The sequence below is a fragment of the Paenibacillus sp. FSL R7-0179 genome, from assembly GCF_038002265.1.
Classification (GTDB): Bacteria; Bacillota; Bacilli; order Paenibacillales; family Paenibacillaceae; genus Paenibacillus_AQ.
In genome coordinates this window covers 3,167,742-3,193,035 of record NZ_JBBOCC010000002.1, presented here as the reverse complement: position 1 = coordinate 3,193,035, position 25,294 = coordinate 3,167,742, and the positions used below count along the sequence as shown (strand labels likewise).

Genomic DNA, 25,294 nt, shown 5'->3' with positions numbered 1-25,294 from the left:
AGGATATATAACTTCTATATCATTAAAGATGAAGTGAATAATGTGGAAGAAATTAAGTTTTTTCGCCTTTTGATAAGTATAGGAATAGTTTGGTTTTTAAGTGGTTTGATTTTTTTGCTTCCCTTTGGGGGGGAGTACGGTGATAAATTTGGAGTGATTAACACACTGTTCTCTGGCTTGGCATTTGGAGGAATTATTTATACCATTTATCAACAACGTGCAGAATTTGGTCTTCAAAGAGAAGAATTAAAGCTTCAAAGAGAGGAAGTAGCGAAAACTAACCTTGAATTAGAAGCACAAGTTCGATCAATTAATGTACAAAGATTTGAGAACACTTTCTTTCATCTAATTTCACTTCATAATGAGATAACAAAATCTATCCCTGATAATCAAAAATATACAGGTCGCGGTATGTTTATACCTTTTCATATAGAACTAACTAGTATAAGGAAGGTTTCGCAGAGAGATAACTCAACTCTTAATGAATTGGAGCTTATAAAAGGTACTTGTGATACTTTTTTTAAAAGATACGAGCAATCATTAGGGCATTATTATAGGAATTTGTACAATCTTTTCAGGATGGTTGATAGAAATGAATGGATAGAAGATCTTAATAGTAAAAAAGAATACACACGAATAATCCGATCCCAGTTGTCTGCCTATGAGTATGTTTTTTTGTTTTATAATTGTTTTCAGAAAAAAGGATATAAATTTAAAGCATACGCTGATAAGTATGAATTATTCGATAATATGAATGAAGAATTACTTCTTGACGGAAACCACATTTACTTGTACAGGAATTTACTAGATGAAACTATTGACCGCTATTTGACCGGCAATTGACCGCACAATGGCGTTCGTTAGGCTTTGGTCATGATATATTTGTACTGTGGAAATCAGGCGAGAGTGACACGCACGGCCGCAGTGATGTAGCGTTAACCGGGGCGTACTTCCTCTCGCTTTTTCATTTTTGATGATTCTAAAAAAATCTGACCGCAGTATTGGAAGGAAATAGGTGATATTTGTCGAATCCATGTTTTAGGAAATACATACTGATTCATAGGAGAGTAACATAATGAAGGATAAGCTTAAAGGATTAATGGTTGGACTTACAATTGGTTCATTGGTAGCAGGTTCTACTGTATTTGCTGGAACAAACATGAAGTTAAACGTTGTACTAGAAAATGTAAAGTACATGTTTAATGGCGTTGAGAAACAATCCTCACAATCAATTATCTATAACGGGCAATTGTACGTCTCAGCTAGTTCTTTTGCTAAAAATTCCGGGCAAGATTTTACTTATGATGGGAAGAATAAAACAGCTTGGGTTGGAAAGAAAGAAGGAACATTTAAGTACTTATCTGATATTTCTTATGCTCGTACAGACAAAGCTGCTGCGGCCTTCCATTTAAACAAATGGATTAATGTTGGAGATCCAACAAAAGCTTATAGCGGTGAATTTAGGATTGCTGATAATAAGTATTTACATGGTATAGGCTTGGAAAATCTGTTCTTCATGTCTAATAAGGGTTCTGGTTCTATCGAATATAATTTGAATGGTAAATACAAAAAGCTCACTGGATTTGTTGGTATTGATGATCATTCAAAAGATAGTGAAAATCCAGGAACGGTTAAATTTATTGCGGATGGTAAGGAAATATACTACTCATCTGAAATGTTAGGCGGAGATTTACCAAAAGAAGTTAACTTGGATATATCTGGTGTACTTAAATTAAGAATAGAGTTTACAACTACAGGAGAAGATTACAGAAGTTCAACTATGATAGACTTTGTAGAAGCTAAACTTTTTCAATAGAGGTGGTTTCAAATGGCTAGAAGAAAGAGTAAGGCGAAGCAGGAAGAGGAGTTCTTTCAAGGGTTAGCCGGCCTAGCAGCAATGGGGTTAGCACTTGTAGGATACTATTTAACCAAAACCTTACAAGGTGCTGTAATAGGAGCGGTTGTTGGCTTGGCTGTTGTAGTTGCTATAATGATTGTGGTGCAGCAAAAGCGGGCCGAGCGTTTAAAAAGATCTGGTATTGCTGAGATTGATAAAATGGAAGGTGTCAAGTTTGAACAATACCTCGGACATCTCTTCCGATCTCAAGGATACAAAGCTGAGGTTACACAAGCAGCCGGTGACTATGGTGCTGATTTGGTCCTTTCCAAAGACGGGAAGCGAATTGTAGTCCAGGCTAAAAGGTACAGTAAGAATGTTGGACTGAAAGCAGTCCAAGAGGTCCGTGGGGCAGTTTCACATTATGGCGCTTCGGCTGCCTGGGTTGTAACGAATAGAGATTATACTGAGCAGGCTTATAAACTAGCGAAATCAAATAATGTGCGTCTCATCGGCCGTGAAGAGCTTATCGAAATGCTTCTGCAAATGAGAGAAAAGATGGCCGCTGTTAAAAAAGTCAATAGTGCTAAGACGAGTGCTTAAGCGAAATGTAAGAGGTGTGTTTTTGGCCGAAGGGAAGGGACAGCAAAGATGGTCGACGATATTAAGGATACTTCGGTTGCAACCAGTGTAGAGGAAGAGGCGTTAAAGCTTCATTCAGCCATGGTTATTTATCAGATTAAGGATGAGCCTACTGGTTACATTAAGCAGAATCTAAGACGTGGCACACATAGTAGTGTGGATATTTAATATGGAGCACCTTCGGGTGCTTTTTTAAATTTCCAAAAGGAAAAGCCTTCCTAAATGTCGAATTGAGACGGCGAGAGGAGGAGGATAGATTGGAATATATAACTGACATTGAAGTCCGCTGGGAATTGGGCAAAGAACATGGTTCTGAATTTTTTGACAATGAAAACCTGGTTATAAGCAGAGCCGGCCATCTTTGGTTGAAAAGCAATGGAACGAATGAATCGGAATTGCTGACACAAATAAGAGAATGGCATGAATTAGACGAGCGGCAGGGAAGAACGATGCTTTACAACTTTAAAACATCTGAACCGACGCCGATCAATTCATTCACTAAGTATAAAGTAGACAGCATCAATGCCGATTCTGGAGCAATCTTATTATCAGAGTTTTAAAACCGGACGCCCTATTAAGGGCGTTTTTCCATGTTTCCGAGCAACGATTATAGAGCGATTTAAGCGCTTATACTGAAGCTAGTACAATTGTTAGGGCGAAGAGGGAGAAGGGCAGAAAGGCGGCACAGAACAAGTGTGGCGGCCAATTTTAGTCTGACCATCAGGCAAAACCGACTTAACATAAATTTCGAGCAAGTGTTAGTCATTTGAAGTTACTGCCTATCCTTTGTATATAGCCATTAAGAGCTATGGAAAGGAGCGGGCAAAACTATGAAAACCTGCAATCATTTATTAGTTCAGATGTCACAACTTGAGCAAGACGAGGTTTATTTGTACTATGCGAAACGAGGTGAGGTTGACCACCTTATCAGAATGCTCATTCAATTGTCTGAAAGAGGACTGGTCAGCGTCAATAGCAAGTCATGGGCGTGGGGAGGAGACGAAGACCTTCTACCTATCGACGTTGTTGCTTCGGGGATATACCTGACCAGTGCAGGGCGAAAAGAAGCTGAGCGTTTAATTAAAGAAATGGCTCTCAGCTCAGTATAAAGGCGGGGGTGGTGACATGTAGCATGGCCAGAGAACGCAGTAATGCCAAAGTTAGTGGATGCTAAAATATAAGTAGCTCCTTAAATTAATTATAGAGTGATAAAAGCGGGAGGTATTGTAATGAATAAGACAGAAAGTATTACAAAAAGAATGATAGCGTTCAAACAAAGGATACCAGTATACCGAAAGAGCCCAAAAACTTTCTTCAAAGAGATCCTTAACTTCATCCCAGATCAATGGCAAGATGAAGTTTCAAGTGCTATTGCAAATCATCGGTTTGTGACAGTTCGATCAGGCCAAGGAGTGGGAAAGACGGCTCTAGAAGCAGCTATAGCCTTGTGGTTTCTATGCTGCTTCCCGTATCCCCGAGTGGTTTGCACAGCGCCTACAAGGCAGCAGCTAAACGATGTCCTCTGGGCAGAGATCAGCAAGTGGCAATCTAAGAGCCCGATTCTAAAACGAATTCTCAAATGGACTAAAACCAAGGTATACATGAAGAACCATGAGGAGTGCTGGTTTGCTACAGCAAGGACAGCGACCAAGCCGGAGAACATGCAAGGATTTCATGAGGATTACATGCTGTTCATTGTAGATGAAGCCTCCGGTGTAGATGATAGGATCATGGCCGCAATTTTCGGTACACTATCCGGTGAATATAATAAGCTATTCATGTGCGGGAACCCAACTAAAACGAGTGGGTTCTTTTTTGATTCTCACAATAGAGATAGGGCTATTTACAAGACGCATCAGGTATCTTGTCTAGATAGTCCACGTACAAGCAAAGAGAACATTGAAATGCTCAAACGTAAGTTTGGTGAGGGCAGTGACGTTTATCGTGTGCGCGTTGAAGGCCAGTTTCCTCGCGGCGAAGCTGGCACATTCATAACGCTTGAAGCTGCGGAGCATGCATCCAAAGAAGTAAAGATTAAAGCAACTGGAACAACGCTGGTTATCGGAGTAGACGTTGCCCGTTATGGTGAAGATGAAACGGCAATGTATGCCGGTATAGGCAGAAAGACGGTTGGTCAACATAGTCACTTTAAGGAAAGTACAATGGTTACCGTAGGGAACGCTATTCGATTAGCTAGAGATATGCTTCACCAGCATCCAGAGGTAGAGCATGTAAAGTTCAATGTCGATGATACCGGTGTAGGCGGTGGGGTAATGAACCGTCTGATAGAAGTCATTAATGAAAAAGGTTATGGCTGGGAGGTAGTGCCGGTCAACAATGGTTCATCATTTTTGGATGAGTATTGCACTAACTTGGTTACTGAAATGTGGCAGTCCATAAGAACAGACTTGGAGACTAATCTGACTAACTTCATAAACGGAGAACCTGGAGTCATGCAACTGCCGGACGATGATACTTTAATTTAACAACTGGCTACTCGTAAATGGCGAATGACTTCAAAAGGCAAGATGATCCTGGAGAGTAAGGATGACATGAAGAAGCGCGGGCTCAAGTCGCCTGACCGAGCTGACGCATATGTGTTGACATTTGGTGAATTCATGGTCGAAGCACCAGAGCATATCATGGTTTCTTCCATTGGTGGCGTGCCTATCAGAAGACAATAATGAAATAACCCATCAAATGAGATTACGCCGTCCACCAAGTATTAAATATGTGATGCTTCCTAGTATTGGAGGTGTTACAATTAAAAGATAACGCAAGACCGGGGGGGGTGGCATTTGAATAAGAAAAGGCATGAAAGCTTTGTGAAATTTTTTGAAAACCCTAGCCGCGAAGCTTTGAGGGAATTGCTTCAACACAATACAGGTGAAGAAGATTATTTGGACTTCAAAAAAGAATGGCCAGAAATTCCTAAGTTGTCAAAACACATTTTAGCGTTTTCTAATAGCGGCGGTGGTGCGATTATTGTAGGGGTAGAAGAATCTGGAAATGAACTAAACTCCATTGGTATAAATAAATTATTAGATAAGTCCGAAATTGATAAGGGAGTTAGAAATTTTATCGGTCCGGAGATATTATACGAAATTATAGATTTTCCGTTTTCTGAATCCGAATATCCTACTCTAAAAGGTAAAGTGTTTCAAGTCTTGATTGTGGAGTATGATGAAAATCGACTGCCTTGGATTTCAAGGAATAACGGAAAAGATATAAAATCAAAAACAATATACGTTCGTAGTGGCACAAATTCTCAGGAAGCTTCTCACGAAGACGTGCAGCGACTAATTAATTTAAGGATTGAAACTCAATTCTCCACAAAACCAGGAATTGAATTGGGGGAACATCTCTCTCAGTTAAAAATATTATATGGACAGATTGAAGAAAAGATAAAAAAACGAAGTCAGTCACCAATTGCATTTGATTTTAGCAGATTAGCTAAGCAACTTTATGGGAATTTTGAATTGGTAGATAACCCAAATTACCCTAAAGAAAATTATGAAGAATTTATATCGAGAATGATTGATGCTAAAAAGAAAGTGATCGAAAAAGAAATTATGTAATATCCGTAGTATCCCCGAACAAAACCAATAATATCATTAATCCATAAAAGTATGTACAAACACAGAAGGCCAGGAAACTTTTCCTGCCTTCTATTTTTATGTCATGAATAAAACAAACCACCCTAAATAAGGGGGCTAATATTCCTCACCCTGAGCGCGAGAGTCGTATTTTATATTGTGCTGAAGACATACCAAAAGAACAGTCTTCCCAAAAGTAGCACAGCAGTCATGCCAAGAAGCACTCCAATAATGACTTTTTCAGATCTGTTATATTTCTTCACAATGATCCTCCGATGTTCTTAGATTATTCTTCAATGTGAACCGAGGACCGGAAGGCATACCATAGCAGCCCATAAGCCATTCCGAAGTAAAGGAGTATACCGAGTATGGATATGGACAGGAGAATGAGGATAACTTTATTTCCGTTCATACATTTACCTCCTAAATAAAAAAATCTCCCTATTTTTATTGTAGGGGGAGAGATTGAAGATGATGACTGAGCAAAGCCCTTGCATAATAATATAAAGGAAATATACTTCCAGATCAATCCAATTTATTTTACATACTATTCCATCTGCTATATACTTAGCCAGAAGAGAATTCTAGTGGCAGACATGGGAGCGGATGATGAAGAATACATATAAGATAATGCTTTCGCTGATGCTTGTGCTGGCGTTGATAGGTCCGGCGGTGGCTGGAGCTGAAGGAATGGCTGTGCCTGCGGAGACCCGAGAGAGGCTTATGGAGCAGTATGGGCTGGATGCGCCGCCTCTGCCGGAGTGGGATTGGAGCAGCATTGATGTTGGGAGCAGTGGAATTACTGGTGGGATGCTGTTCATGTATCGGCTGATGTTGAATCCGCTGGGAGTCATGCTGCAAGAGCTGCTGTATATTCTGTAGTTGAGGGGGAAAAGAATGAATTCGCGTTATGATACGCCAAGTCCTGCACGCAGAGTCCGCAGAAGATCGGGCGGTAAGTCGTTACTGGTTCTTATCCTTGTTCTGGTTGTGATGGCTGTTACGAATCCGGGGAAGGAAGCATTCAGTAAATATTCTGTAAAGAATCTGGAGAATACGCTAGATCAGGAAATAGGCGACGGAATTAGCAAGCTGGTAGCACAGCCTGTAATTGAGTCTTTAACCAAGAGGGATAATTACATTTTGTTCTCGGTATTCAGTGTACCGGATCTTAAAAATACCGATTTTTTTACCGGGGATGGCGGGGCCACAAAGAAGTATATAGGTTTGTTCAAAATCCTTTTTATCAAGCTGTAAATATGGTTTACATATTGTTCCATGACCCGGTATAATTAAATAGATGGTTGTCGGAATCTTTTATCATGGTTGTGGAACAAGGAGGAACGAAGTTGAATACGGCTTATAAAGTACTGTCCAGTGATGCTGATCTATTCGCTGCCGCACTGGCACAGGTACAGGTCTACGTCGTTCAGCTGGTTGACGGCAAACCGCATGTGATTGCTGATTATGCCGGACCTGTACAGAAATGGACACCGGAGTACATAGTACTGGCCGGAATGACTTATAGACGCGATGAATTTGAATTCCGGGTAAGGCTGAACAAAAAGTAAGCAGTTTACCTGCCCGCTGCCTTCAGCTCTAACATTACTGCCGAATCACACAAGCTTTGGAGCAATTCCTGGCATCTCTTATACTATCCAAGTGTAAAAGAGGTGTAAAGATGAGCCAAAGAGAACGTAACCGGATTCGCAGAGCCATTAATGTCCTGTTAACGCAGCGGGCTATCCTGCTCGAGAGACTGGAAGAAATCAATGAGAATCTGCGCAGAGTGCCTAGAGGTTCGCGGGCCAGAAGAGAGCTGCTGGCAGCCAGAGAATCGATCCGCGAGGCTATCCGTTTGAATACGGTGGCTATTCGTCTGTTGAGAAGTGTACTGTAGTCTGTATCCGCTCTAATTCATATGAATCGAAAGAACCCTTGGGCGCAATCTGGCGTCTCAAGGGTTTTTGTGATTTTTCTATTCCCGGATGGTAACACGGGTACCTATGGGAACGAGGGCGGCCAGGGTGAGAACGTCTGCGTTATACATGCGGATACAGCCATGGGAGACCATGTGGCCGATGGAAGCAGGATCATTGGTTCCGTGGATGCCGTAATGCGGCTTAGATAGACCCATCCAGAAGGCACCGAACGGGCCGCCCGGATTGGGCTGCTTGTTAATGATGGTGTATTCGCCTACAGGTGAGACGGTTAACATTTTGCCGATGCCGACAGGGAAGCCTCTGGTGACAACGTCATTATCCAGCAGGTACAGCATGCGCTGAGACAGATCGACGATAATTCGATAATTGGGCATATAGATCAGCACTCCTTTGTAACAGGATATGTGCGGAGCTATGCAGCGGTTCACGGAAAAGTGGCCAAAAAGCCGAATGCGAACAAATGTTTGCATTCGGCTTTTTGGCCACTTCAGGAATACAAATGAACAGAAAACAGGCTGCTTCGCTTGGTGCGGAGCAGCCTGTTCTTAAGCGGGGAGTAGATTAGTGGATATCGCGGAATAATCCGATGACCCGTCCCAAAATCGTAACGCGGTTAAGGCGGAGAGGCTCGTACGCCGGATTCTCCGGCTGCAGCCTGATATGATCCCGTTCCTTGTAGAAGGTCTTCACAGTTGCTTCATCTTCTTCGGTCATCGCTACAACAATATCGCCATTGTCGGCAGTCTGCTGCTGGCGTACGATGACATAATCCCCGTTCATAATTCCGGCATCCACCATACTGTCACCAAGGACAGATAGCATAAACACCTTGTTATCGCCTACATAATGAGCAGGCAACGGGAAGTAATCCTCAATATTCTCTGTAGCTGTAATAGGAACACCAGCGGTAACCTTACCCACTACCGGGATGCGGGTAACGGTCTGGACGAATTGATGCACATTCTCTGAATCTTCCTGGCCGAGTAATTCAATCGCACGCGGCTTCGTAGGGTCACGGCGGATCAGGCCCTTCTTCTCAAGCCGGTCCAAGTGACCATGCACGGTAGAACTGGAGGCCAGGCCGACAGCCTCGCCAATCTCGCGGACGGACGGAGGATAACCCTTGCTGCGGACTTCATTACGTATAAATTCCAGGATCGCCAGCTGACGACTAGAAATCTTTGACATCGGTATCAACCCCATATACTATGTTTGGGAAAATTATAACATAGAACTTCCGTTCGTACAAACATAAGTTCTAAAATGAGGAAAATAAGAGAACGGAAATAAAGAGAACAAACGTTCCGAAAAAACTATTGATCGAAACACATGTTCGTGTTATATTATTTTCGAAAGCAAGAACATGTGTTTGGAGGATGATGATCATGTTAAAGTATAGTACCTACAACAGCATCTACAATAATGACGATATCAAGGTGTCCGCTCCCGGTAATCCAACTGCTCATACTAATGTAACCAAGATCAAGGAATCGGTTCTTCATAGTCTCGCTGCGCTATCATCACTATTCCGTCAGGTCAGCCTGATGAAGATGGTTCTGGTGCTGATGCTTGTTATTTCGGGATTTACTGTGGTGGGGAATGTTTTTGCCGGTTCGGTCTCTTCGCTGAAGCCGGATAAGCGGATCGTAGTCGAACGCGGAGATACCTTATGGAGTATTGCTGTAAGCAACAAACCTGAGGACATGAAGACTGCCGTATATATAGAAGGAATAAGGAAGACGAATCATTTGGAGAACAGCGTCATTAAGGCCGGAGATATTCTGACTTTACCTTTATACTGAAGGAATGTGTCAGACTAATGATCGACTCGGAGAGCTTTCAGGGAGTAGACCTTGACAAGCTCTTTTTCTCATGGCAAAGTTAAAATGAATTTAGAGGGAGGGAAACGTATTGAATATTGACGAATTGGTCGCACGCATCAATGAATTGGCACGCAAAGCTAAGAACGGCGGCCTGAATGAAGAGGAACTGGCTGAACGTGCCAAGCTCCGCGAGATTTATCTGGGGAACATCCGCACTAACTTTCGGGCCCAGCTTGATACCATCGAAATTGTGGACAATCCGGAGCATGAAGAGGGCAACAACGGACTTAAGCATTAGCCGGTTGCCTTTTCATAGATAATACAGGATGACTAGGGGGAACTTACATGGCCCGTTCTTGGGAAAGAATGGTTCAACGCAACACGAAGCAAGTTAACCAGCAAAGAAAGAAGCAGGGGAAGGACTCCATTTACACTTCCAGTACTAAGACTGCTGCGAAAAGCATCGATATTTTTAAAGGCCGCAATATTTTATTCCCCGTTGTACTGATGCTGCTGGGCATCATGTTCTGGGTGGTCGGCTCAATTGACGAAGCCAAAGGAAGCGGAATTCTGGCTAACTGGCTGGGGGTAGTGCTGTACTTCCTGCTCGCTGCGCTGTTGTTCTTCCGCCGTCCGTTTCTTAAGGTTGAGCGTGCGCGTATCTCTACTATTAAATACAACCGCGAACGCTTCCTTGCTGCGGCGGATATTGAGAAAATCACTTTATCACGCAGTGTAGTAACCATTAAGTATAAGGGTAAGCGCAAGCAGTGGATTTTCTCCAAGCTGATTAACCGTTATGACACCGCTGCGATGGGGGAACGTCTGGAGCAGTTCGCGAAGAACAACAATATTGAACTTGTGCACGAATAGGAAGACAGACCAGCATATAGGGAGTGGGAGAACTAATGCCGATTACCGCCGTACTATTTGACCTTGACGATACTCTGCTGTGGGATGACCGCAGCGTGGAAGAAGCCTTCCGTTATGCTTGTGAGGCTGCTGGAGATTCCGTTGATCCGCAGGAGCTGGAAGCTGCTGTACGCAGAGAAGCCCGTGCACTCTATGAATCCTATGAGACGTATCCGTTCACGAAGCTGATCGGTATTAACCCTTATGAAGCGCTGTGGGCGAACTTCACTGCCGGTGAACAGCCGGAGTTCCGTCAACTCGAACAGCTTGCCCCTGTCTACCGTAAGGAATCCTGGCGCCGCGGCCTCGCCGCACTCGGAGTAGAGGATGAAGCGCTGGCTGCACAGCTGGCTGACAAGTTCGCCGCTGAGCGCCGCAGCCGTCCCTATATCTATGAAGAGACGCTTCAGGTGCTGGACGAGCTGCGCGGTAAGGTGAAGCTGCTGCTGCTGACGAACGGCTGCCCGGCACTTCAGCAGGAGAAGCTGGACGGTGTGCCGGAGCTTACTCCGTATTTTGACCATGTTGTGATTTCGGGAAGCTTCGGCAAAGGGAAGCCGGACAAGGGAATCTTCGAGCACGCGCTCGGACTGTTGGATATTGCTCCAGAGCAAGGGATCATGGTGGGCGATAAGCTTACGACAGATATTCTTGGCGGATTGTCTGCCGGACTGACCACGGTTTGGATCAACCGAAATGCGAAAGCATCGGACCCGGAGATTACGCCGGATTACCAGATCAGCCATCTCTCCGAGCTTCTGCCGCTGGTAGACACCCTGTAATTGAATTCTATGAAGCCAGTATCCTATTTAGTGGGTATTGGCTTTTTTATATAGATATGACTATTCTCATATTAACAAGTGAATCATGCAGCTTCTTTAAGGCAAATTGAATAAAATGTGTATAATAAGGAGAGCAGCGATCTGACTTTCATTGTAATATAAAAATGATATGTTTCATGAATGAAGAAAAATCTACCTATGAACCGGGAGGACTTCAGATGATGAAGCCAAGGATGCGCAGGGGACTTATATGCATATTGATGGGGATAACGCTAGCCGGATGCTCGGGGAATAAGGAAGATGAGATGACGATGCAGATGCATGCTGCGGCCAATTCCTCCATGTCACCGATTAAGGTGGAGCTGAGCTGGACCCCGGAAGAAGTAACCGCAGGGACGGCAGTCAGCTTCAAGGCTGTGGTGACACAGGACGGTGAACCGGTAGATGACGCTAGAGAAGTAATGTTTGAGGTCAATGAGGCCGCAGATAAGACCAAGAAGGTTGAAATCAAGGGTGAAAGTGCCGGAGAAGGGGCTTATGTGGGGGAACATACCTTTGATGAGGCGGGCGAATTCAGCGTCACTTCACATGTGACTGCCCGGACGCAGCATTCCATGCCAAGCAAGAAACTTGTTGTAGCGCCGTAATAGAAATGAAATCAATAGAAATACAAATAATGCAGGGTGGAAAGGAAGGCTTTCCGAAATCCCTTTATTCTGCTAAAATTACTCTAATGTTTCACTGGGGGGATGGAAAGTGGCTAAATACACACTTGCTGAGAGCTTGCAGCAGCGCATATTGATACTGGATGGAGCTATGGGTACTATGATTCAACAGGTGCCGCTCACCGGCGAGGATTTCGGCGGGGATGATCTGGACGGCTGTAATGAAATGCTGGTCCTGACCCGGCCGGAGGTTATTCAGGATATTCATGAGAAATACCTGGAGGCCGGTGCGGATCTGATCGAGACGAATACCTTCGGTGCCACGTCAGTGGTGCTTGCTGAATATGATATTCAGGACCGTGCCCGGGAAATTAATCTTGCGGCCGCGAGACTTGCCCGTAATGCCGCTGATAAATATGATACACCGCAGCGCCCGCGTTATGTGGTAGGAGCTATGGGTCCGACCACGAAAACACTCTCTGTCACCGGGGGAGTCACGTTCAAGGAGCTTGTAGACAGCTATGAAGAACAGGCGGTTGCCCTGATCGACGGTAAGGTGGATGCACTGCTCCTGGAGACATCCCAGGATACCCTAAACGTGAAGGCTGGAAGCATCGGCATCCGTAACGCCTTTGAGAAGAGCGGAATTACGCTGCCGGTGATGATCTCGGGGACCATTGAGCCTATGGGGACCACGCTGGCCGGACAGAATATAGAAGCCTTCTATATTTCGCTGGAGCATCTGAAGCCGGTATCCATCGGACTGAACTGTGCTACCGGACCGGAATTCATGCGTGACCACATCCGTTCGCTGTCCGCGATCTCATCAGCAGCCGTCAGCTGCTACCCGAATGCTGGGCTGCCGGATGAGAACGGGAATTATCATGAATCCCCGGATTCCCTGGCCCGTAAGCTGGGCGGCTTCGCAGAGAAGGGCTGGCTGAACATTGCCGGCGGCTGCTGCGGAACGACTCCGGATCATATCCGGGCTATGGCTGAAGTCATGGCGGCCTACCCGCCGCGTAAGCTGGACGGCCAGCATCCTCCGGCTTTGTCGGGGATTGAGCCGGTGTATGTGGAGAGTGAGAACCGTCCATATATGGTCGGTGAACGGACCAATGTCCTCGGTTCCCGGAAGTTTAAGCGTCTAATCGTTGAGGGGAAATATGAGGAAGCTTCGGAGATTGCCCGTGCCCAGGTGAAGAGCGGTGCACAGGTTATCGATGTCTGCGTGCAGGACCCGGACCGGGATGAGACGGAAGATATCATGCGGTTCCTGGAGCTGGTCGTGAAGAAGGTCAAGGTGCCGTTGATGATCGATACGACGGACCCCAAGGTCATTGACTTAGCTTTGCAGTATTGTCAGGGCAAAGCGATCATTAACTCCATTAACCTTGAAGATGGTGAAGAGAAATTCGAGCATGTTACGCCTTTGATTCATAAATATGGAGCGGCGATTGTTGTAGGCACCATCGACGAGACCGGCCAGGCTATCCTGGCTTCAGACAAACTGGAGGTTGCCAAACGTTCCTATGATCTGCTGGTCAACAAATACGGTCTGGCTCCCGAGGATCTGATTTTCGATACCCTGGTGTTCCCTGTTGGAACCGGGGATGAGCAGTATATCGGCTCTGCGAAGGAGACGATTGACGGTATCCGTCTGATCAAGGAGGCCATGCCTGCTGTTCATACGATTCTCGGCATCAGCAATGTCTCCTTCGGTCTGCCGGAAGCCGGCCGCGAGGTGCTGAACTCGGTATTCCTGTACGAGTGCACCAAGGCCGGGCTGGATTATGCCATTGTGAATACCGAGAAGGTGGAGCGGTACGCATCGATTCCTGAAGAGGAGCGCAAGCTCGCTGAAGAGCTGATCTATAATACGAATGACGATACCTTGTCTGCGTTCGTAGCAGCTTTTAGAGGCAAAAAGGTGGAGAAGAAGGAGAAAATCTCCAATCTCTCTTTGGAGGAGCGCCTAGCTTCCTATGTGGTAGAAGGCACTAAGGAGGGTCTGATCCCTGATCTGGATGAAGCACTGAAGACCTCGCCGCCGCTGGAGATCATTAATGGACCGCTGATGGCCGGGATGTCTGAGGTTGGCCGGCTGTTCAATAACAATGAATTAATCGTGGCAGAGGTGCTCCAGAGTGCGGAGGTTATGAAGGCCTCTGTAAGCCATTTGGAGCAGTTCATGCAGAAGGATGAGACTTCGGTTAAGGGGAGAATCATGCTTGCGACCGTCAAGGGTGATGTGCATGATATCGGCAAAAACCTGGTCGAGATTATTCTCTCCAACAACGGTTATGAGATTGTCAATCTGGGGATCAAGGTTCCGCCAGAGAATATTATTGAAGCCTTCCGCAAGGAAAAGGCTGATGCCATCGGCTTGTCGGGACTGCTGGTGAAGTCCGCGCAGCAGATGGTGCTGACTGCGCAGGATCTGCGGTCCGCCGGTATTGATGTGCCGATTATGGTGGGCGGCGCAGCGCTGACCCGCAAATTCACCAAGACCCGAATCCGTCCCGAATATGACGGTCTCGTCTTATACGCGAAGGATGCCATGGACGGTCTGGATATCGCCAACCGGCTGATGAATCCGCTGGAGCGGTTGAAGATTGAGGAGGAGGTCCGCCAGGAGGCTGAGGCTGCCGTAGCTGTCGCTCCGCAAGCTCCGCTTCCCGAGCTGACCCGTGCAGTCCGCTCCAAGATCTCGGCGGATGCTCCTGTGTTCACCCCGCCTGATCTGGAGCGTCATGTCCTGCGGAATTATCCGCTGGGACATGTAATTCCTTATGTGAATATGCAGATGCTGCTCGGCCATCATCTCGGCCTGCGCGGCTCTGTAGAGGCGCAATTGGCAGCGCGTGACCCGCGTACGGTAGAATTGAAAGAGACTGTGGATGATATTCTGCATCAGGCGATGCTCGAAGGCACGATCGTACCGCATGCGATGTACCAGTTCTTCCCGGCCCAGTCCCGCGGGAATGACATTCTGATCTATGATCCGCAGGATCAGGCTAAGGTGCTGCATACCTTCACCTTCCCGCGCCAGAATGTGGAGCCGCATCTCTGCCTTGCAGACTTCCTGAAGCCAGTGGAGAGTGGAGTCATGGACTATGTGGGCTTCCTGGTGGTTACTGCGGGCCATGGCGTCCGTGAATTATCGACGGTGCTTAAGGATAAGGGAGATTATCTCCGTTCGCATGCTCTGCAGGCAGTCGCTCTTGAGGTCGCGGAAGGCCTGGCTGAACGTGTCCATCATATGATGCGCGACACCTGGGGGTTCCCGGACCCGGCAGATATGACCATGAAGCAAAGACACGGTGCACGTTACCAGGGTATCCGGGTATCCTTCGGCTACCCGGCCTGCCCGGATCTGGAGGATCAGGGGCCGTTATTCAAGCTCATGAAGCCTGAGGATATCGGCGTGCAGCTTACCGAGGGCTTCATGATGGAGCCGGAGGCTTCGGTCTCGGCGATGGTCTTTGCCCACCCGGAAGCGCAGTATTTCAATGTGGAGAAGCTCTAAGCCTTCCGCAGATTAACCGGCCGGAAGGGGCCTTGCCCCGACTTTTCGGAACCTCCCGTTACCGGGAGGTTTTTTGCTGCAAATATAAGAATGTATATGTTCACGCTATACGGCAAAGCCGTTTCCGCTTGAAAAGATGCTTTTGCAGCCAAAACAGAGTAGAATTCTTGTCATAAGAATGGTCAAGATCACAAAAAATATTAAAGACATCAGGGAGAGAGAGGAGGGGCATAATGGAAATCTATTTTCTCGGAACGAATGCCGGGGTGCCGACGCTGCAGCGCAATGTGACGTCGGTTGCACTCCGGCTGCTTGAAGAACGGCGTACCTTCTGGATGTTCGACTGCGGGGAAGGGACGCAGCATCAGGTTCTGCGCTCGCCGCTGCGGCTGGGTAAGCTGGAGAAGCTGTTTATCACCCATCTGCACGGTGATCATCTGTTTGGACTGCCCGGACTCATTTCCAGCAGGGGCTACCAGGGCGGAACTTCACCGCTTACGGTGTACGGACCTCCCGGGCTCAAGGCCTATCTGGACATATCGCTGTCCGTCAGCCAGTCCCGCATTCCATATAAGCTGGAGATTGTGGAGCACAGCGGCGGGCTGATTTTTGAGGACGAGACCTTTAAGGTGGAAGCAGGGCTGCTGGAGCACCGGATTGACAGCTATGGCTACCGGGTTACGGAGAAGGACAGCCCGGGTAACCTGAATACGGAGCTGCTGAAGAGCTATGGACTGAAGCCGGGACCGCTGTATGGCCGGTTAAAAAAAGGCGAGGATATCACTACCGATGAAGGTGTGCTGATCCGGGCGGCTGAGGTGATTCATGCGCCTAAGCGCGGACGTATCGTAGTTATTCTGGGAGATACCCGGCCTTGTGCGGGTTCACTGCCGCTGGCACAGGATGCCGATTTGATTATTCATGAGGCCACATTTGCCCATGAACTGGCGGATATGGCTTATCAATATCATCACAGCACAGCACGGCAAGCTGCGGAGCTGGCGCGGAAGGCAGGCGGGGCTAAGCTGCTGCTGACCCACTTCAGCTCGCGGTATACTTCACAGGAGGAGCTCGCTCCGCTGCTGAAGGAAGCGCAGGAGATCTTCCCGAATACACTGCTTGCAGAGGAATTCTGCACCTTTCCGGTCTACCGGAGAACCCCGGGAAATGACGCTGGGGACTGAATTATTTTCCGGGAAAGCGCAGGAAATGACAGGCCTGTGCCAAAAATAGCGGGGGGCTGCAGGCGTTCGCTAGCGTTCGACGAAGAATGTTAAATTTAAAGTAAAAGCTGAGGATTAAGCGTACGAAGCAGTAGAGAAAATGCCGAAATAAAGCGGTTAAAAATCGCAGGCAGGCGGGTAATAAATCCCTTCGCAGCGCGCTTCCATGAGAAGCTGCCGCTGCTCTGAAATATAGTTCATAGGATTAATGATAAATAAGATGAACTATTTAGTTCAAGTCGACAGGAGGAGTTATGAACAATATCGGAGGCTTGTTAATTGATCTGGACGGCACCCTGTATCATGGCGGAAGAATGATTCCCGGGGCCCAGGGGCTGATCGCTGCGCTTCGTGCAGCGGAGATTCCGTTCCTGTATGTGACGAACAATTCATCAAGAACACCAGCCAGTGTAGCTGCACATTTGCGCGGAATGGGTATTGAAGCAAGACCTGAGGAGGTCTGCACTTCATCCCTGGCTGCGGCCCGTTATATTGCCGGAGAATCTCCTGGAGCATCCGTGGCGATACTTGGAGAAGAGGGGCTGGTGGAAGCCTGCACGGAGGCAGGGCTTACTCTGGTCACCGAGCATCCGCAGGTTGTCGTGCAGGGAATCGACCGTTCTTTTACATATGAAGCACTGACCCGGGCTTCGCGCTGGATCCGGGAAGGGGCCAGATTCGTCCTGACCAACCCCGACCTGATGCTTCCCTCCGATGATGGAGTGATGCCTGGTGCAGGTACGATAGGTGCAGCTATTGAAGCGGCCAGCGGGGTAGCGCCGGTGGTCATCGGCAAGCCCGAAACGCACCTGGTAACATATGCGACATCTCTGCTCGGCATCAAGCCGGAGGATGCGGTGATGGTAGGCGACAACATGAGAACGGATATTTTGGCGGGGGCTAATGCGGGCTGCCGGACTGTGCTGGTGCTTACGGGACTTACCACCCGGGATAATCTGGAGCATTATCAGCAGCTGACCGGAGTCAAGCCTGATGAAATTTGTGCTGATTTAGCTGAACTTATGGTACTGCTCGGTGTATAATGACAAAGGTGACCTTTTGACCATCCAAGAAGGGAAGATGACAATATGCCGGAATTGCCGGAAATGGAGAACTACCGAAAGCTGCTTAGCCAACATCTAATCAACGTACCCATTACAGGGGTAACCGTAAATAGAGCCAAGACCATCAATATGGAGACTGAAGAATTCGTGAAGGGGCTGGTAGGTGCCCGAATTGTATTCGTGGAACGCCGTGCCAAGCATATCCTTTTCCACCTGCATGACGGCCGCAGACTACTGCTGCATCTGATGCTGGGCGGACTACTGTTCTATGGTACAGAGGAAGAACGTCCTGACCGTACTACACAGGTTGAGCTGGCGTTCGGTGAGCATATCCTCTACTTCATGGGGCTGCGGCTGGGATATCTCCATCTGCTGTCTGTCAAGGAAGGCGAAGCGGCAATGGGGAAGCTTGGACCCGAGCTGCTGGACCGCCGGATGACGGCCGAACGCTTCGCCGGACTGCTCAAGGGACGGCGCGGAGCGCTGAAGAGTCTGCTCGTTAACCAGCATGTTATGGCTGGAATCGGCAACTGCTATGCCGACGAGATTGCTTATGAAGCCCGTCTGCTTCCGTCTACGCTGGTTCAGAATCTGTCACCGGAAGCGGTGACCCGGCTGTACGACAGTGTGCGTAAGGTATTAACCGAAGCCACTGAAATCGGCGGGTATATGGAAATGCCGTTCATGACCGGCGACACCGTAACCGGTTCTTATAATGATGCTTGTAAAGTGTATGACCGTGAAGGCGAGCCTTGTCTGCGCGGCGGGGGAACCATAGTGAAGACAGAGCTGTCGGGACGCAAGGTATTCTATTGCCCGGACTGTCAGCATGACGCATAGCCCTTTCATAGGGGCGCATGTCAGCATACGCGGCGGGTATGGGCAGGCTGCCCGGTCCGCCAGGGAGAGCGGTGCTACATGTTTTCAGTATTTTCCGAAGAACCCGCGCAGTCTGAAGCTGAAGCCGGTAGATTACCGTGATGCAAGCAGCTGCGCTGCATACTGCCGGGAGCAGGGAATGGCTTCCATTGCCCATACCCCGTATCCGACGAATCTGGCTGCCGGCCCGGGCGACAGAGAGGTGATGATTGCCTCCCTGCGCAACGATCTGGAGATTGCTGAGGCGTGCGGATCGGCGGGCATTGTAGTGCATTTCGGACACTTTGCCGGGATGGAGCCACTGCAGGGTTATCACAATATAATACAATGTATGAACGAAGTGCTGGCAGACTGGACGGGACATACCAAGCTGCTGCTTGAGAATATGGCAGGGAATCATGGTCATCAGGGCATGGCTCCTGAAGAGCTGGTCAAGGTTCGTGAGTTGTGCCGCTACCCGGAGAAGATCGGCTTCTGCTTCGATACCTGCCACGCTTTCGCTGCGGGGATCTGGAATCCGGAGCAGACGGAGGAGCTTATCGTACGCGGTGAGCGGCTGGGGTACTGGGCGAATCTGACGGCGGTGCATTTGAATGACTCCCGGTTCCCCTACGGCTCCCGGCGGGACAGACATGCCGGAATCGGCAGCGGATATATCGGGGGAGCGGCGCTTAGCAGGCTTTTGAAGACGGAGGCCCTGGCTGATAAAGTGATCGTTATGGAAACAGAAAAGGGGCCCGATGGCACGCACCGAGCGGAAATTGCTGCTGTAAGGACCTGGTTTGAGGCGGGGGATGATGAAGAATGAAGGAAATGAATCAGCCGGAGCTGCTGGAGCTGCTGGCCACGAAGGGTGAGCCGCTTATTCTGTTTCTGCATACCCCGCTATGCGGAACCTGTAAGGCAGCCCGGCGGATGATTGAGGTGGCGGAGCATCTGCTTCCGCCTGGCCTTTTGATTGCGGAGGGGAATGTGAATAGGCTCCCTGAGCTGGTTAACACCTATCAAATCTCAAGTGTGCCCGCTCTGCTGGCCGTATCTGCTGGCCGCAGCGCTGAACCGGACATCATCTACTCTATACACTCGGTTGAACGGGTGCTGGCATACATAAGGAGAGTGACATTATAATGATATCATTACAACATCTGTCCCTGCGCAGGGAGGAGAGCCTGATTCTTGATGACGTATCGCTTACCATGAAGCAGGGGGAGAACTGGGTCATTCTCGGACGTAACGGCTCCGGCAAAACCACCCTGCTGGAAATGATGACCGGCTACCTGTTCCCCAGTAAGGGTTCTGTTGAAGTGCTGGGGTACAAGTACGGTCAGTGTGATCTGCGAGAGGTACGTAAGAGAATCGGCTATATCGGCCCGTCCCTGATGGAAAAGCTCTCGCTTACCGACCCTGTCTGGGAGGTTGTCGCTACGGGCGCTTATGCGTTTTTACGCTTCTATGAGGAGATTCCGCAAAGTGTGAAGGACCGGTCGCTTAAGCTGCTGGAGGAGATGAATCTCGGCGAACTTGCCTTTCATCCCTTCGGCTTGTTATCGCAGGGGGAGCGCAAGAAGGCTATGCTGGCCCGCTGCCTGATTGCAGAGCCTAAGCTGCTGATTATGGACGAGCCTTGCGCCGGTCTAGATCTATATGAACGGGAGAAAATGCTCGCCGAGATCGACAAGCTGCGGCAGCATAATGTTGGAGTGGTGTATGTCACCCATCATGTGGAGGAGATTGTTCCGCTCTTCACTCACGTGGCGCTGATCCGTGACGGGAAGCTGGCAGGTGCTGGTCCCAAGGAAGAGGTGCTGACGCAGGAGATGCTGATGGCTGCCTACGATCTTCCGGTGACGGTTGACTGGGACAATGGCCGTCCTTGGATTAAAATAAGTTCTGGAGGCAAAGCGATTTGAACGATTTCACAGAAGTTACACCGGAGCAGGATACTGCTACACAGGATAAGATCCTCTCAAGATATATCTGCACGGCCAACCATGGCTTCGCCCCCTATGCGCAGGAGGAGCTTAGACGCCTGTTCGGAGCGGTGAAAAGCACCCTGCTGCTGCCGGGAGAAATCTTCCTGGCGTCGCTTGAGGCGGAGCCGGAGGAGGTAACGCAGCGGCTGGCACAGAATCTGCCGATCTTCCTGCGTCACATCCAGCCTGTTGATTTCCAGGATACCGGCGATCTGCCGGCTCTGGAACGGCTGGCGGTATATTTAAGCCGGCATGCGGAGCTGGAAGGCGAGAAGGTGTCGCTGCATGTCCGTAAAGGCCCGTCCTCCTTCTGGGAGCAGAGTCCGGGCGAGCTGCGCGAGTGGCTGCAAGCCAGGCTTGACAGCCTGGGTGCCGAGTTCACGGTGCAGGAGCCCGCCTGGGTGATCTCCGTCTATGCGGACGGTGATGCGCTGTACGCCGGGGTATCCCGGCCGGAGGAGAACCTGTCCAGCTGGAATGGCGGCATGATCCGCTTCCGCAAGGAGGACGGACAGATCTCGCGGGCCAAATTCAAGCTGATGGAGGCGGAGAAGGAATTCGCCATTCCGTTCCACAGCTTCAAGAATGCGGTCGATATCGGCGCTTCTCCCGGCGGCTGGACCTCGTTCCTGCTGGAGCGCGGCCTCAAGGTTACCGCTGTTGATCCTGCACTTATGCACGAATCCTTACGCAAGCATCCGGGATTGAAGATTCTGCGCAAAAATGCCGGTGAGGTCAAATTCCGTGAGAATGAATTTGATCTGCTGGTCTGCGATATGAGCTGGAGCCCCAAGCTGATGGCGAAGCTGGTCACAGAGCTGCTGCACAGCCTGACACCGGGCGGCAGCGCAATTGTTACGGTGAAGCTGATGCACAAGAAGCCAATGGCGGTGATCAAGGAGATCATCACCATGTTTGAAGGCCAGCGGATGCAGGTCCAGCGCGCGAAGCAGCTGTTCCACAACCGGGATGAGATTACACTTTATATGATTAAGTATTAATTCATATTGCAGGATTTAAGGGAAAGCATCCCGCAGTCTGCACCTCCGGCTTCATGCCGGTTTGGTGCAAGACAGTGGGTGCTTTTTTTGCGTTATACATCAATCTATAAGAACAGGCGGGAAAGATATGGAATACACAGGAAAGCTAAGTCCCGGACAGATGCTGGGAGGGCGCTATTATGTAAAAGGGCTGATCGGAACAGGCGGAATGAGCCGGGTATATCTGGCGGAGGATATACGTCTGCCGGGTATGCTGCGGGCCATTAAAGAGAGTGTCATCCGGGAGGGGAGTTATGGTGCAGGCGCGATTCAGGCAGAAGCAGAGCTGTTAATCTCGCTTCGTCATCCGCTTCTGCCGCTGATTGCGGACTTCTTCCCGCCGGACGCTGACGGCTACACCTACTTGGTGATGGATTATATTGCGGGTATCACCCTGCATCAGTATATGGCAGAGCAGCCTGCTGCAATGACGGGGAAGCGAATCCTAAGCTATGCGGAGCAGCTGCTGGAGGTGCTGCATTATTTGCACAGCCATGAGCCGCCAATTATCTACCGGGATCTCAAGCCTTCGAATATCATGCTGACTGGGGAGCATGAGCTGAAGGTCATTGACTTCGGGATTGCACGCAGGCTGAGAAGCGGCTCCGGTGAGGACACCGAGAAGCTGGGGACAGCCGGCTTCGCAGCCCCGGAGCAATATGGCGGCGGGCAAAGCAGCCCGGTGTCGGACTTGTACGGGCTTGGCGCGCTGCTGCTGTATATGGCCTCCGGCGGTGAATTCAGCGCCTGGCAGCCAGGGATGGAGCGGAAGCTGCAGGGGCGTCTCCCGGGCCGGATGATTCCGGTCATCAGACGTCTGCTGCGGCATCACCCGGAGGAACGGTATGGCAGTGCTGAGGAGGTAAGGGCAGCCCTCCGGCAGCTGGATATTGGCGGCGTGGGGCAAGCTGGACATGAGTGGACGAATATACGCAAGACTGCGGATGCCAAGCAATCGTTGCATCTATCTGCTGTGATGGTGGCCATATTAGGGGTGTCACCCGGGATTGGGACCACACATACCTCGCTTGCTGTCAGCCGCTGCCTGTCACCCGCAGGACGGACGGCCTGGGTGGATTGTAATCCCGGTTCTCAAGTATTTAACCGTATGAAGGAAATGGCGGGGAGCCCTGAAATAAGCGGTGTTCAGCGGACTCAGGAGCAGCCGTTCACCTGGATGGGGGTGGACTACTGGAAGCTTCCCCTTTTGGAGGGACTTCCGCAGGTGACGGATCGGGCCTATGCTTATATTGTCCTGGATCTTGGAACCGGCGGCGGTGAGGGAGCACTGGAGGTGTTTACCCGCAGCAGCATCCCGTTATTGATTGCCTCCGGTGCGGATTGGCGGCTGGAGGATATCCTTCACTGGCTGCGCCGCAGAGGTCTGAGTCCCCGGCCGGAATGGCGGATTGGTCTGCCGCTGGCCGGGGAGCATACTGTGGAGCTGCTGGCTTCCCTGCTTGAACCTGCGAGTGTATGCAGTCTGCCGCTTCAACAGGACCCTTTTCAGAGTAAAGGGAGGCTGGTTCAGGCCGTTAGGGGGCTGCTTGGACCGCTAAAGGGTGCCCGTTTTCCTGCAAAGAATAGGAGGTTGTTTCAGAAAAATAGATGAACGCTCAGAGTTTTTTGACGGTTTTCAGAAATCGGGCTTTGTTTCTATTTCAGTGAAGGTGCAGGTGTGCTAGAATGGAGTGATATCTATAATTATTGAACCTCGTGGTATTTACAATATAGAATGGAGCTTGCAGAGAATTTATGAGTTTACTTAGTGTGGAAGACGTTTCCCATAATTTCGGGGACCGGGTGTTGTTCAAGGATGTGTCCTTCCGTCTGCTGGATGGAGAGCACGTGGGGATCGTGGGTGCGAACGGCGTGGGTAAATCGACGCTGATGAATATTTTAACCGGCAAATTATTGAAGGACAACGGCAAGGTGGAGTGGACGCCGCGGGTCCGTTACGGATATCTGGATCAGCATACGCTGCTTACTGCCGGTAAAACCGTGCGTGATGTGCTTAAGGATGCCTTCCTGCCGCTGCTGGAGCTGGAGCATGAGATGATGGCGATTACCGATCGAATGGGTGAGGCGGCTCCCGAGGAGCTGGACCTGCTGCTTGAGCAGATGGGCGACATTCAGGAGCAGCTTGATATCGGCGACTTTTACCTCATTGATGTGAAGGTTGAAGAGATGGCGAACGGACTGGGCCTGACCGCAATCGGTCTGGACCGGGATGTCACTTCCCTGAGCGGGGGACAGCGGACCAAGGTTCTGCTGGCGAAGCTGCTGCTGGAGAAACCGAATGTACTGCTGCTCGATGAGCCTACCAACTATCTCGATGTGGAGCATATTGACTGGCTGACGAACTATCTGAAGCAATATCCGTATGCGTTCATGCTGATCTCCCATGACACGGAATTCATGAATAAGGTGGTCAATGTAATCTATCATCTGGAGTTCTCGAAGCTGACCCGCTATTCGGCCAATTACGAGAAGTTCCTGGAGATGGCGGGGATGAACAAGGCCCAGCATATTGATGCGTACGAGAAGCAGCAGGATTACATCAAAAAGCAGGAGGATTTCATCCAGCGCAATAAAGCGCGTGCCTCCACCTCAGGACGGGCCAAGAGCCGCGAGAAGCAGCTGGGACGGATGGAGCGGATTGACAAGCCGGAAGAAGCGATGAAACCTGTGTTCCAGTTCAAGGAGAGCCGGGCCAGCGGAAAGACGGTGTTCGAGGGCGTTGATTTCGAGATCGGGTATGACCGTCCGCTGCTGCCAAGCAAGCTGAATATGATGATTGAACGCGGAGAGAAGATTGCGATTGTCGGCTACAACGGGGTCGGTAAATCGACGCTGCTCAAAACGATTTTAGGCGTGATTCCTACCTACAGCGGAAAAACCTACCTGGGAGATTACCTGAGTTCAGCCTATTTCCAGCAGGAGCTGAAGGCAGAGAATATCACACCTATTGAAGACGTGTGGAATGAATTCTCCGGTCTGACCCAGAATGAGGTGCGTGGACATCTGGCCCGCTGCGGTCTCAAAAACGAGCATATCACCCGTCCGATGAACATGCTGAGCGGCGGCGAGCAGGCGAAGGTACGCCTGTGCAAGCTGATGATGCGTGAGAGCAACTGGATTCTGTTCGATGAGCCTACGAATCACCTTGATATTGTGGCCAAGGCTGAGCTTAAGCGGGCGCTTATGGAATACAAGGGTACAATTCTGCTGGTATCCCATGAACCGGAATTTTACGAGGATTGGGTAACGAAGGTCTGGAATGTGGAGCAGTGGTCCGCACAGACCGTATAGCAATGGAGTCCGGGAAAAGTGGAGGTTCGCGCTTTTCCCGGTTTTTACTAAAAACCTACATACATAGGGGGCTG

Annotated in this window: 28 protein-coding genes and 1 pseudogene; 26 read left to right on the top strand and 3 right to left on the bottom strand. The window is 49.3% G+C overall.

The window, feature by feature from the left end; all coding sequences use genetic code 11:
• Positions 1-33 precede the first annotated feature (33 nt).
• The 7 genes and pseudogenes from MKX63_RS30220 (at position 34) to MKX63_RS30185 (ending at position 6,057) form a co-directional block, all read left to right on the top strand.
• On the top strand, positions 34-843 hold the full coding sequence (locus MKX63_RS30220) for a putative phage abortive infection protein (protein ID WP_341022402.1): 810 nt from the start codon (positions 34-36) through the stop codon (positions 841-843).
• Between the two features lie 232 nt (positions 844-1,075).
• Positions 1,076-1,816: an NPCBM/NEW2 domain-containing protein gene (locus MKX63_RS30215; protein WP_341022400.1), complete on the top strand. Its 741-nt coding sequence runs from the start codon at positions 1,076-1,078 to the stop codon at positions 1,814-1,816.
• A gap of 12 nt (positions 1,817-1,828) precedes the next feature.
• Entirely contained in the window at positions 1,829-2,440 is a 612-nt protein-coding gene (locus tag MKX63_RS30210) for a restriction endonuclease (RefSeq protein ID WP_341022398.1), read from the top strand.
• A 296-nt stretch (positions 2,441-2,736) separates the two neighbouring features.
• Entirely contained in the window at positions 2,737-3,039 is a 303-nt protein-coding gene (locus MKX63_RS30205; RefSeq protein ID WP_341022396.1) for a hypothetical protein, read from the top strand.
• A gap of 270 nt (positions 3,040-3,309) precedes the next feature.
• Positions 3,310-3,588, top strand: a complete 279-nt coding sequence (locus tag MKX63_RS30200) for a hypothetical protein (RefSeq protein WP_341022395.1) — start codon at positions 3,310-3,312, stop codon at positions 3,586-3,588.
• Positions 3,589-3,708: 120 nt separating this feature from the next.
• Positions 3,709-5,163: pseudogene (locus MKX63_RS30195) on the top strand (terminase B).
• Positions 5,164-5,277: 114 nt separating this feature from the next.
• The gene (locus MKX63_RS30185; RefSeq protein ID WP_341022389.1) at positions 5,278-6,057 is read left to right on the top strand and encodes an AlbA family DNA-binding domain-containing protein; all 780 of its coding nucleotides are present in this window, start codon (positions 5,278-5,280) and stop codon (positions 6,055-6,057) included.
• 304 nt (positions 6,058-6,361) lie between these two features.
• Here MKX63_RS30185 and MKX63_RS30180 read toward each other — a convergent pair whose 3' ends face one another.
• Positions 6,362-6,487 (bottom strand): hypothetical protein, encoded by a 126-nt coding sequence (locus MKX63_RS30180; protein WP_341022388.1) that lies wholly within the window; start codon positions 6,485-6,487, stop codon positions 6,362-6,364.
• A gap of 218 nt (positions 6,488-6,705) precedes the next feature.
• Here MKX63_RS30180 and MKX63_RS30175 point away from each other — a divergent pair, with 218 nt between their 5' ends.
• The 4 genes from MKX63_RS30175 (at position 6,706) to MKX63_RS30160 (ending at position 7,975) form a co-directional block, all read left to right on the top strand.
• Positions 6,706-6,957, top strand: coding sequence for a hypothetical protein (locus MKX63_RS30175; protein WP_341022386.1), 252 nt, complete (start codon positions 6,706-6,708; stop codon positions 6,955-6,957).
• Between the two features lie 15 nt (positions 6,958-6,972).
• Positions 6,973-7,332 (top strand): DUF4359 domain-containing protein, encoded by a 360-nt coding sequence (locus tag MKX63_RS30170; protein ID WP_341022384.1) that lies wholly within the window; start codon positions 6,973-6,975, stop codon positions 7,330-7,332.
• A gap of 92 nt (positions 7,333-7,424) precedes the next feature.
• Positions 7,425-7,646 carry a hypothetical protein gene (locus MKX63_RS30165; RefSeq protein WP_036695469.1) on the top strand — a complete coding sequence of 74 codons (222 nt, stop codon included), beginning with the start codon at positions 7,425-7,427 and terminating at the stop codon, positions 7,644-7,646.
• Positions 7,647-7,756: 110 nt separating this feature from the next.
• Positions 7,757-7,975 (top strand): hypothetical protein, encoded by a 219-nt coding sequence (locus MKX63_RS30160; RefSeq protein WP_036726416.1) that lies wholly within the window; start codon positions 7,757-7,759, stop codon positions 7,973-7,975.
• 78 nt (positions 7,976-8,053) lie between these two features.
• Here the strand turns inward: MKX63_RS30160 and MKX63_RS30155 are convergent, their stop codons facing one another.
• Together MKX63_RS30155 and lexA are read right to left on the bottom strand one after the other, a co-directional pair.
• Positions 8,054-8,392 carry a L,D-transpeptidase gene (locus MKX63_RS30155; RefSeq protein WP_341022383.1) on the bottom strand — a complete coding sequence of 113 codons (339 nt, stop codon included), beginning with the start codon at positions 8,390-8,392 and terminating at the stop codon, positions 8,054-8,056.
• A gap of 187 nt (positions 8,393-8,579) precedes the next feature.
• Entirely contained in the window at positions 8,580-9,206 is a 627-nt protein-coding gene (lexA, locus tag MKX63_RS30150) for a transcriptional repressor LexA (RefSeq protein ID WP_036695466.1), read from the bottom strand.
• 197 nt (positions 9,207-9,403) lie between these two features.
• Between lexA and MKX63_RS30145 the strand changes: the two genes are divergently transcribed.
• The 15 genes from MKX63_RS30145 to abc-f all read left to right on the top strand — a co-directional run bounded on the left by MKX63_RS30145 (position 9,404) and on the right by abc-f (position 25,220).
• Positions 9,404-9,820 (top strand): LysM peptidoglycan-binding domain-containing protein, encoded by a 417-nt coding sequence (locus MKX63_RS30145; protein ID WP_341022382.1) that lies wholly within the window; start codon positions 9,404-9,406, stop codon positions 9,818-9,820.
• Between the two features lie 109 nt (positions 9,821-9,929).
• A complete protein-coding gene (locus MKX63_RS30140) occupies positions 9,930-10,139 on the top strand; it encodes a DUF896 domain-containing protein (RefSeq protein WP_036695465.1) in 210 nt (69 codons plus the stop codon).
• Between the two features lie 47 nt (positions 10,140-10,186).
• Positions 10,187-10,714 carry a hypothetical protein gene (locus MKX63_RS30135; RefSeq protein WP_341022381.1) on the top strand — a complete coding sequence of 176 codons (528 nt, stop codon included), beginning with the start codon at positions 10,187-10,189 and terminating at the stop codon, positions 10,712-10,714.
• Between the two features lie 35 nt (positions 10,715-10,749).
• On the top strand, positions 10,750-11,535 hold the full coding sequence (locus tag MKX63_RS30130) for an HAD family hydrolase (RefSeq protein WP_341022380.1): 786 nt from the start codon (positions 10,750-10,752) through the stop codon (positions 11,533-11,535).
• 260 nt (positions 11,536-11,795) lie between these two features.
• Positions 11,796-12,182, top strand: coding sequence for a FixH family protein (locus MKX63_RS30125; RefSeq protein WP_341022379.1), 387 nt, complete (start codon positions 11,796-11,798; stop codon positions 12,180-12,182).
• Between the two features lie 169 nt (positions 12,183-12,351).
• A complete protein-coding gene (gene metH / locus MKX63_RS30120; RefSeq protein ID WP_445323568.1) occupies positions 12,352-15,729 on the top strand; it encodes a methionine synthase in 3,378 nt (1,125 codons plus the stop codon).
• 233 nt (positions 15,730-15,962) lie between these two features.
• The gene (rnz, locus tag MKX63_RS30115; RefSeq protein ID WP_341022376.1) at positions 15,963-16,913 is read left to right on the top strand and encodes a ribonuclease Z; all 951 of its coding nucleotides are present in this window, start codon (positions 15,963-15,965) and stop codon (positions 16,911-16,913) included.
• A 293-nt stretch (positions 16,914-17,206) separates the two neighbouring features.
• On the top strand, positions 17,207-17,995 hold the full coding sequence (locus tag MKX63_RS30110; RefSeq protein WP_341022374.1) for a TIGR01457 family HAD-type hydrolase: 789 nt from the start codon (positions 17,207-17,209) through the stop codon (positions 17,993-17,995).
• Positions 17,996-18,040: 45 nt separating this feature from the next.
• Positions 18,041-18,856, top strand: a complete 816-nt coding sequence (locus tag MKX63_RS30105; protein WP_341022372.1) for an Fpg/Nei family DNA glycosylase — start codon at positions 18,041-18,043, stop codon at positions 18,854-18,856.
• Complete coding sequence (locus tag MKX63_RS30100; RefSeq protein ID WP_341022371.1) at positions 18,846-19,703, top strand: deoxyribonuclease IV; 858 nt, start codon at positions 18,846-18,848, stop codon at positions 19,701-19,703. The genes MKX63_RS30105 and MKX63_RS30100 overlap by 11 nt, the downstream gene beginning before the upstream one ends.
• Complete coding sequence (locus tag MKX63_RS30095) at positions 19,700-20,023, top strand: thioredoxin family protein (protein WP_341022369.1); 324 nt, start codon at positions 19,700-19,702, stop codon at positions 20,021-20,023. Before MKX63_RS30100 ends, MKX63_RS30095 begins: the two co-directional genes overlap by 4 nt.
• Positions 20,023-20,805, top strand: coding sequence for an ABC transporter ATP-binding protein (locus MKX63_RS30090; RefSeq protein ID WP_341022367.1), 783 nt, complete (start codon positions 20,023-20,025; stop codon positions 20,803-20,805). Before MKX63_RS30095 ends, MKX63_RS30090 begins: the two co-directional genes overlap by 1 nt.
• Positions 20,802-21,869: an SAM-dependent methyltransferase gene (locus MKX63_RS30085; protein WP_341022365.1), complete on the top strand. Its 1,068-nt coding sequence runs from the start codon at positions 20,802-20,804 to the stop codon at positions 21,867-21,869. The genes MKX63_RS30090 and MKX63_RS30085 overlap by 4 nt, the downstream gene beginning before the upstream one ends.
• 127 nt (positions 21,870-21,996) lie before the next feature.
• The gene (locus MKX63_RS30080) at positions 21,997-23,520 is read left to right on the top strand and encodes a serine/threonine protein kinase (protein ID WP_341022364.1); all 1,524 of its coding nucleotides are present in this window, start codon (positions 21,997-21,999) and stop codon (positions 23,518-23,520) included.
• A gap of 143 nt (positions 23,521-23,663) precedes the next feature.
• Positions 23,664-25,220: a ribosomal protection-like ABC-F family protein gene (gene abc-f / locus MKX63_RS30075; RefSeq protein WP_341022362.1), complete on the top strand. Its 1,557-nt coding sequence runs from the start codon at positions 23,664-23,666 to the stop codon at positions 25,218-25,220.
• Positions 25,221-25,294: the final 74 nt, after the last annotated feature.

Bases quoted from the DNA above. Each gene is read 5' to 3' on its own strand.
- MKX63_RS30095 (WP_341022369.1), top strand. From the start codon at position 19,700: ATGAAGGAAATGAATCAGCCGGAGCTGCTGGAGCTGCTGGCCACGAAG.
- MKX63_RS30130 (WP_341022380.1), top strand. From the start codon at position 10,750: ATGCCGATTACCGCCGTACTATTTGACCTTGACGATACTCTGCTGTGG.
- metH (WP_445323568.1), top strand. From the start codon at position 12,352: ATGGGTACTATGATTCAACAGGTGCCGCTCACCGGCGAGGATTTCGGC.
- MKX63_RS30145 (WP_341022382.1), top strand. From the start codon at position 9,404: ATGTTAAAGTATAGTACCTACAACAGCATCTACAATAATGACGATATC.
- abc-f (WP_341022362.1), top strand. From the start codon at position 23,664: ATGAGTTTACTTAGTGTGGAAGACGTTTCCCATAATTTCGGGGACCGG.
- MKX63_RS30125 (WP_341022379.1), top strand. From the start codon at position 11,796: ATGGGGATAACGCTAGCCGGATGCTCGGGGAATAAGGAAGATGAGATG.
- MKX63_RS30180 (WP_341022388.1), bottom strand. From the start codon at position 6,487: ATGAACGGAAATAAAGTTATCCTCATTCTCCTGTCCATATCCATACTC.
- MKX63_RS30155 (WP_341022383.1), bottom strand. From the start codon at position 8,392: ATGCCCAATTATCGAATTATCGTCGATCTGTCTCAGCGCATGCTGTAC.
- MKX63_RS30080 (WP_341022364.1), top strand. From the start codon at position 21,997: ATGGAATACACAGGAAAGCTAAGTCCCGGACAGATGCTGGGAGGGCGC.
- MKX63_RS30110 (WP_341022374.1), top strand. From the start codon at position 17,207: ATGAACAATATCGGAGGCTTGTTAATTGATCTGGACGGCACCCTGTAT.
- MKX63_RS30090 (WP_341022367.1), top strand. From the start codon at position 20,023: ATGATATCATTACAACATCTGTCCCTGCGCAGGGAGGAGAGCCTGATT.
- MKX63_RS30175 (WP_341022386.1), top strand. From the start codon at position 6,706: ATGCTTTCGCTGATGCTTGTGCTGGCGTTGATAGGTCCGGCGGTGGCT.
- MKX63_RS30170 (WP_341022384.1), top strand. From the start codon at position 6,973: ATGAATTCGCGTTATGATACGCCAAGTCCTGCACGCAGAGTCCGCAGA.
- MKX63_RS30105 (WP_341022372.1), top strand. From the start codon at position 18,041: ATGCCGGAATTGCCGGAAATGGAGAACTACCGAAAGCTGCTTAGCCAA.
- MKX63_RS30200 (WP_341022395.1), top strand. From the start codon at position 3,310: ATGAAAACCTGCAATCATTTATTAGTTCAGATGTCACAACTTGAGCAA.
- MKX63_RS30210 (WP_341022398.1), top strand. From the start codon at position 1,829: ATGGCTAGAAGAAAGAGTAAGGCGAAGCAGGAAGAGGAGTTCTTTCAA.
- MKX63_RS30135 (WP_341022381.1), top strand. From the start codon at position 10,187: ATGGCCCGTTCTTGGGAAAGAATGGTTCAACGCAACACGAAGCAAGTT.
- MKX63_RS30215 (WP_341022400.1), top strand. From the start codon at position 1,076: ATGAAGGATAAGCTTAAAGGATTAATGGTTGGACTTACAATTGGTTCA.
- rnz (WP_341022376.1), top strand. From the start codon at position 15,963: ATGGAAATCTATTTTCTCGGAACGAATGCCGGGGTGCCGACGCTGCAG.
- MKX63_RS30100 (WP_341022371.1), top strand. From the start codon at position 18,846: ATGACGCATAGCCCTTTCATAGGGGCGCATGTCAGCATACGCGGCGGG.
- MKX63_RS30160 (WP_036726416.1), top strand. From the start codon at position 7,757: ATGAGCCAAAGAGAACGTAACCGGATTCGCAGAGCCATTAATGTCCTG.
- lexA (WP_036695466.1), bottom strand. From the start codon at position 9,206: ATGTCAAAGATTTCTAGTCGTCAGCTGGCGATCCTGGAATTTATACGT.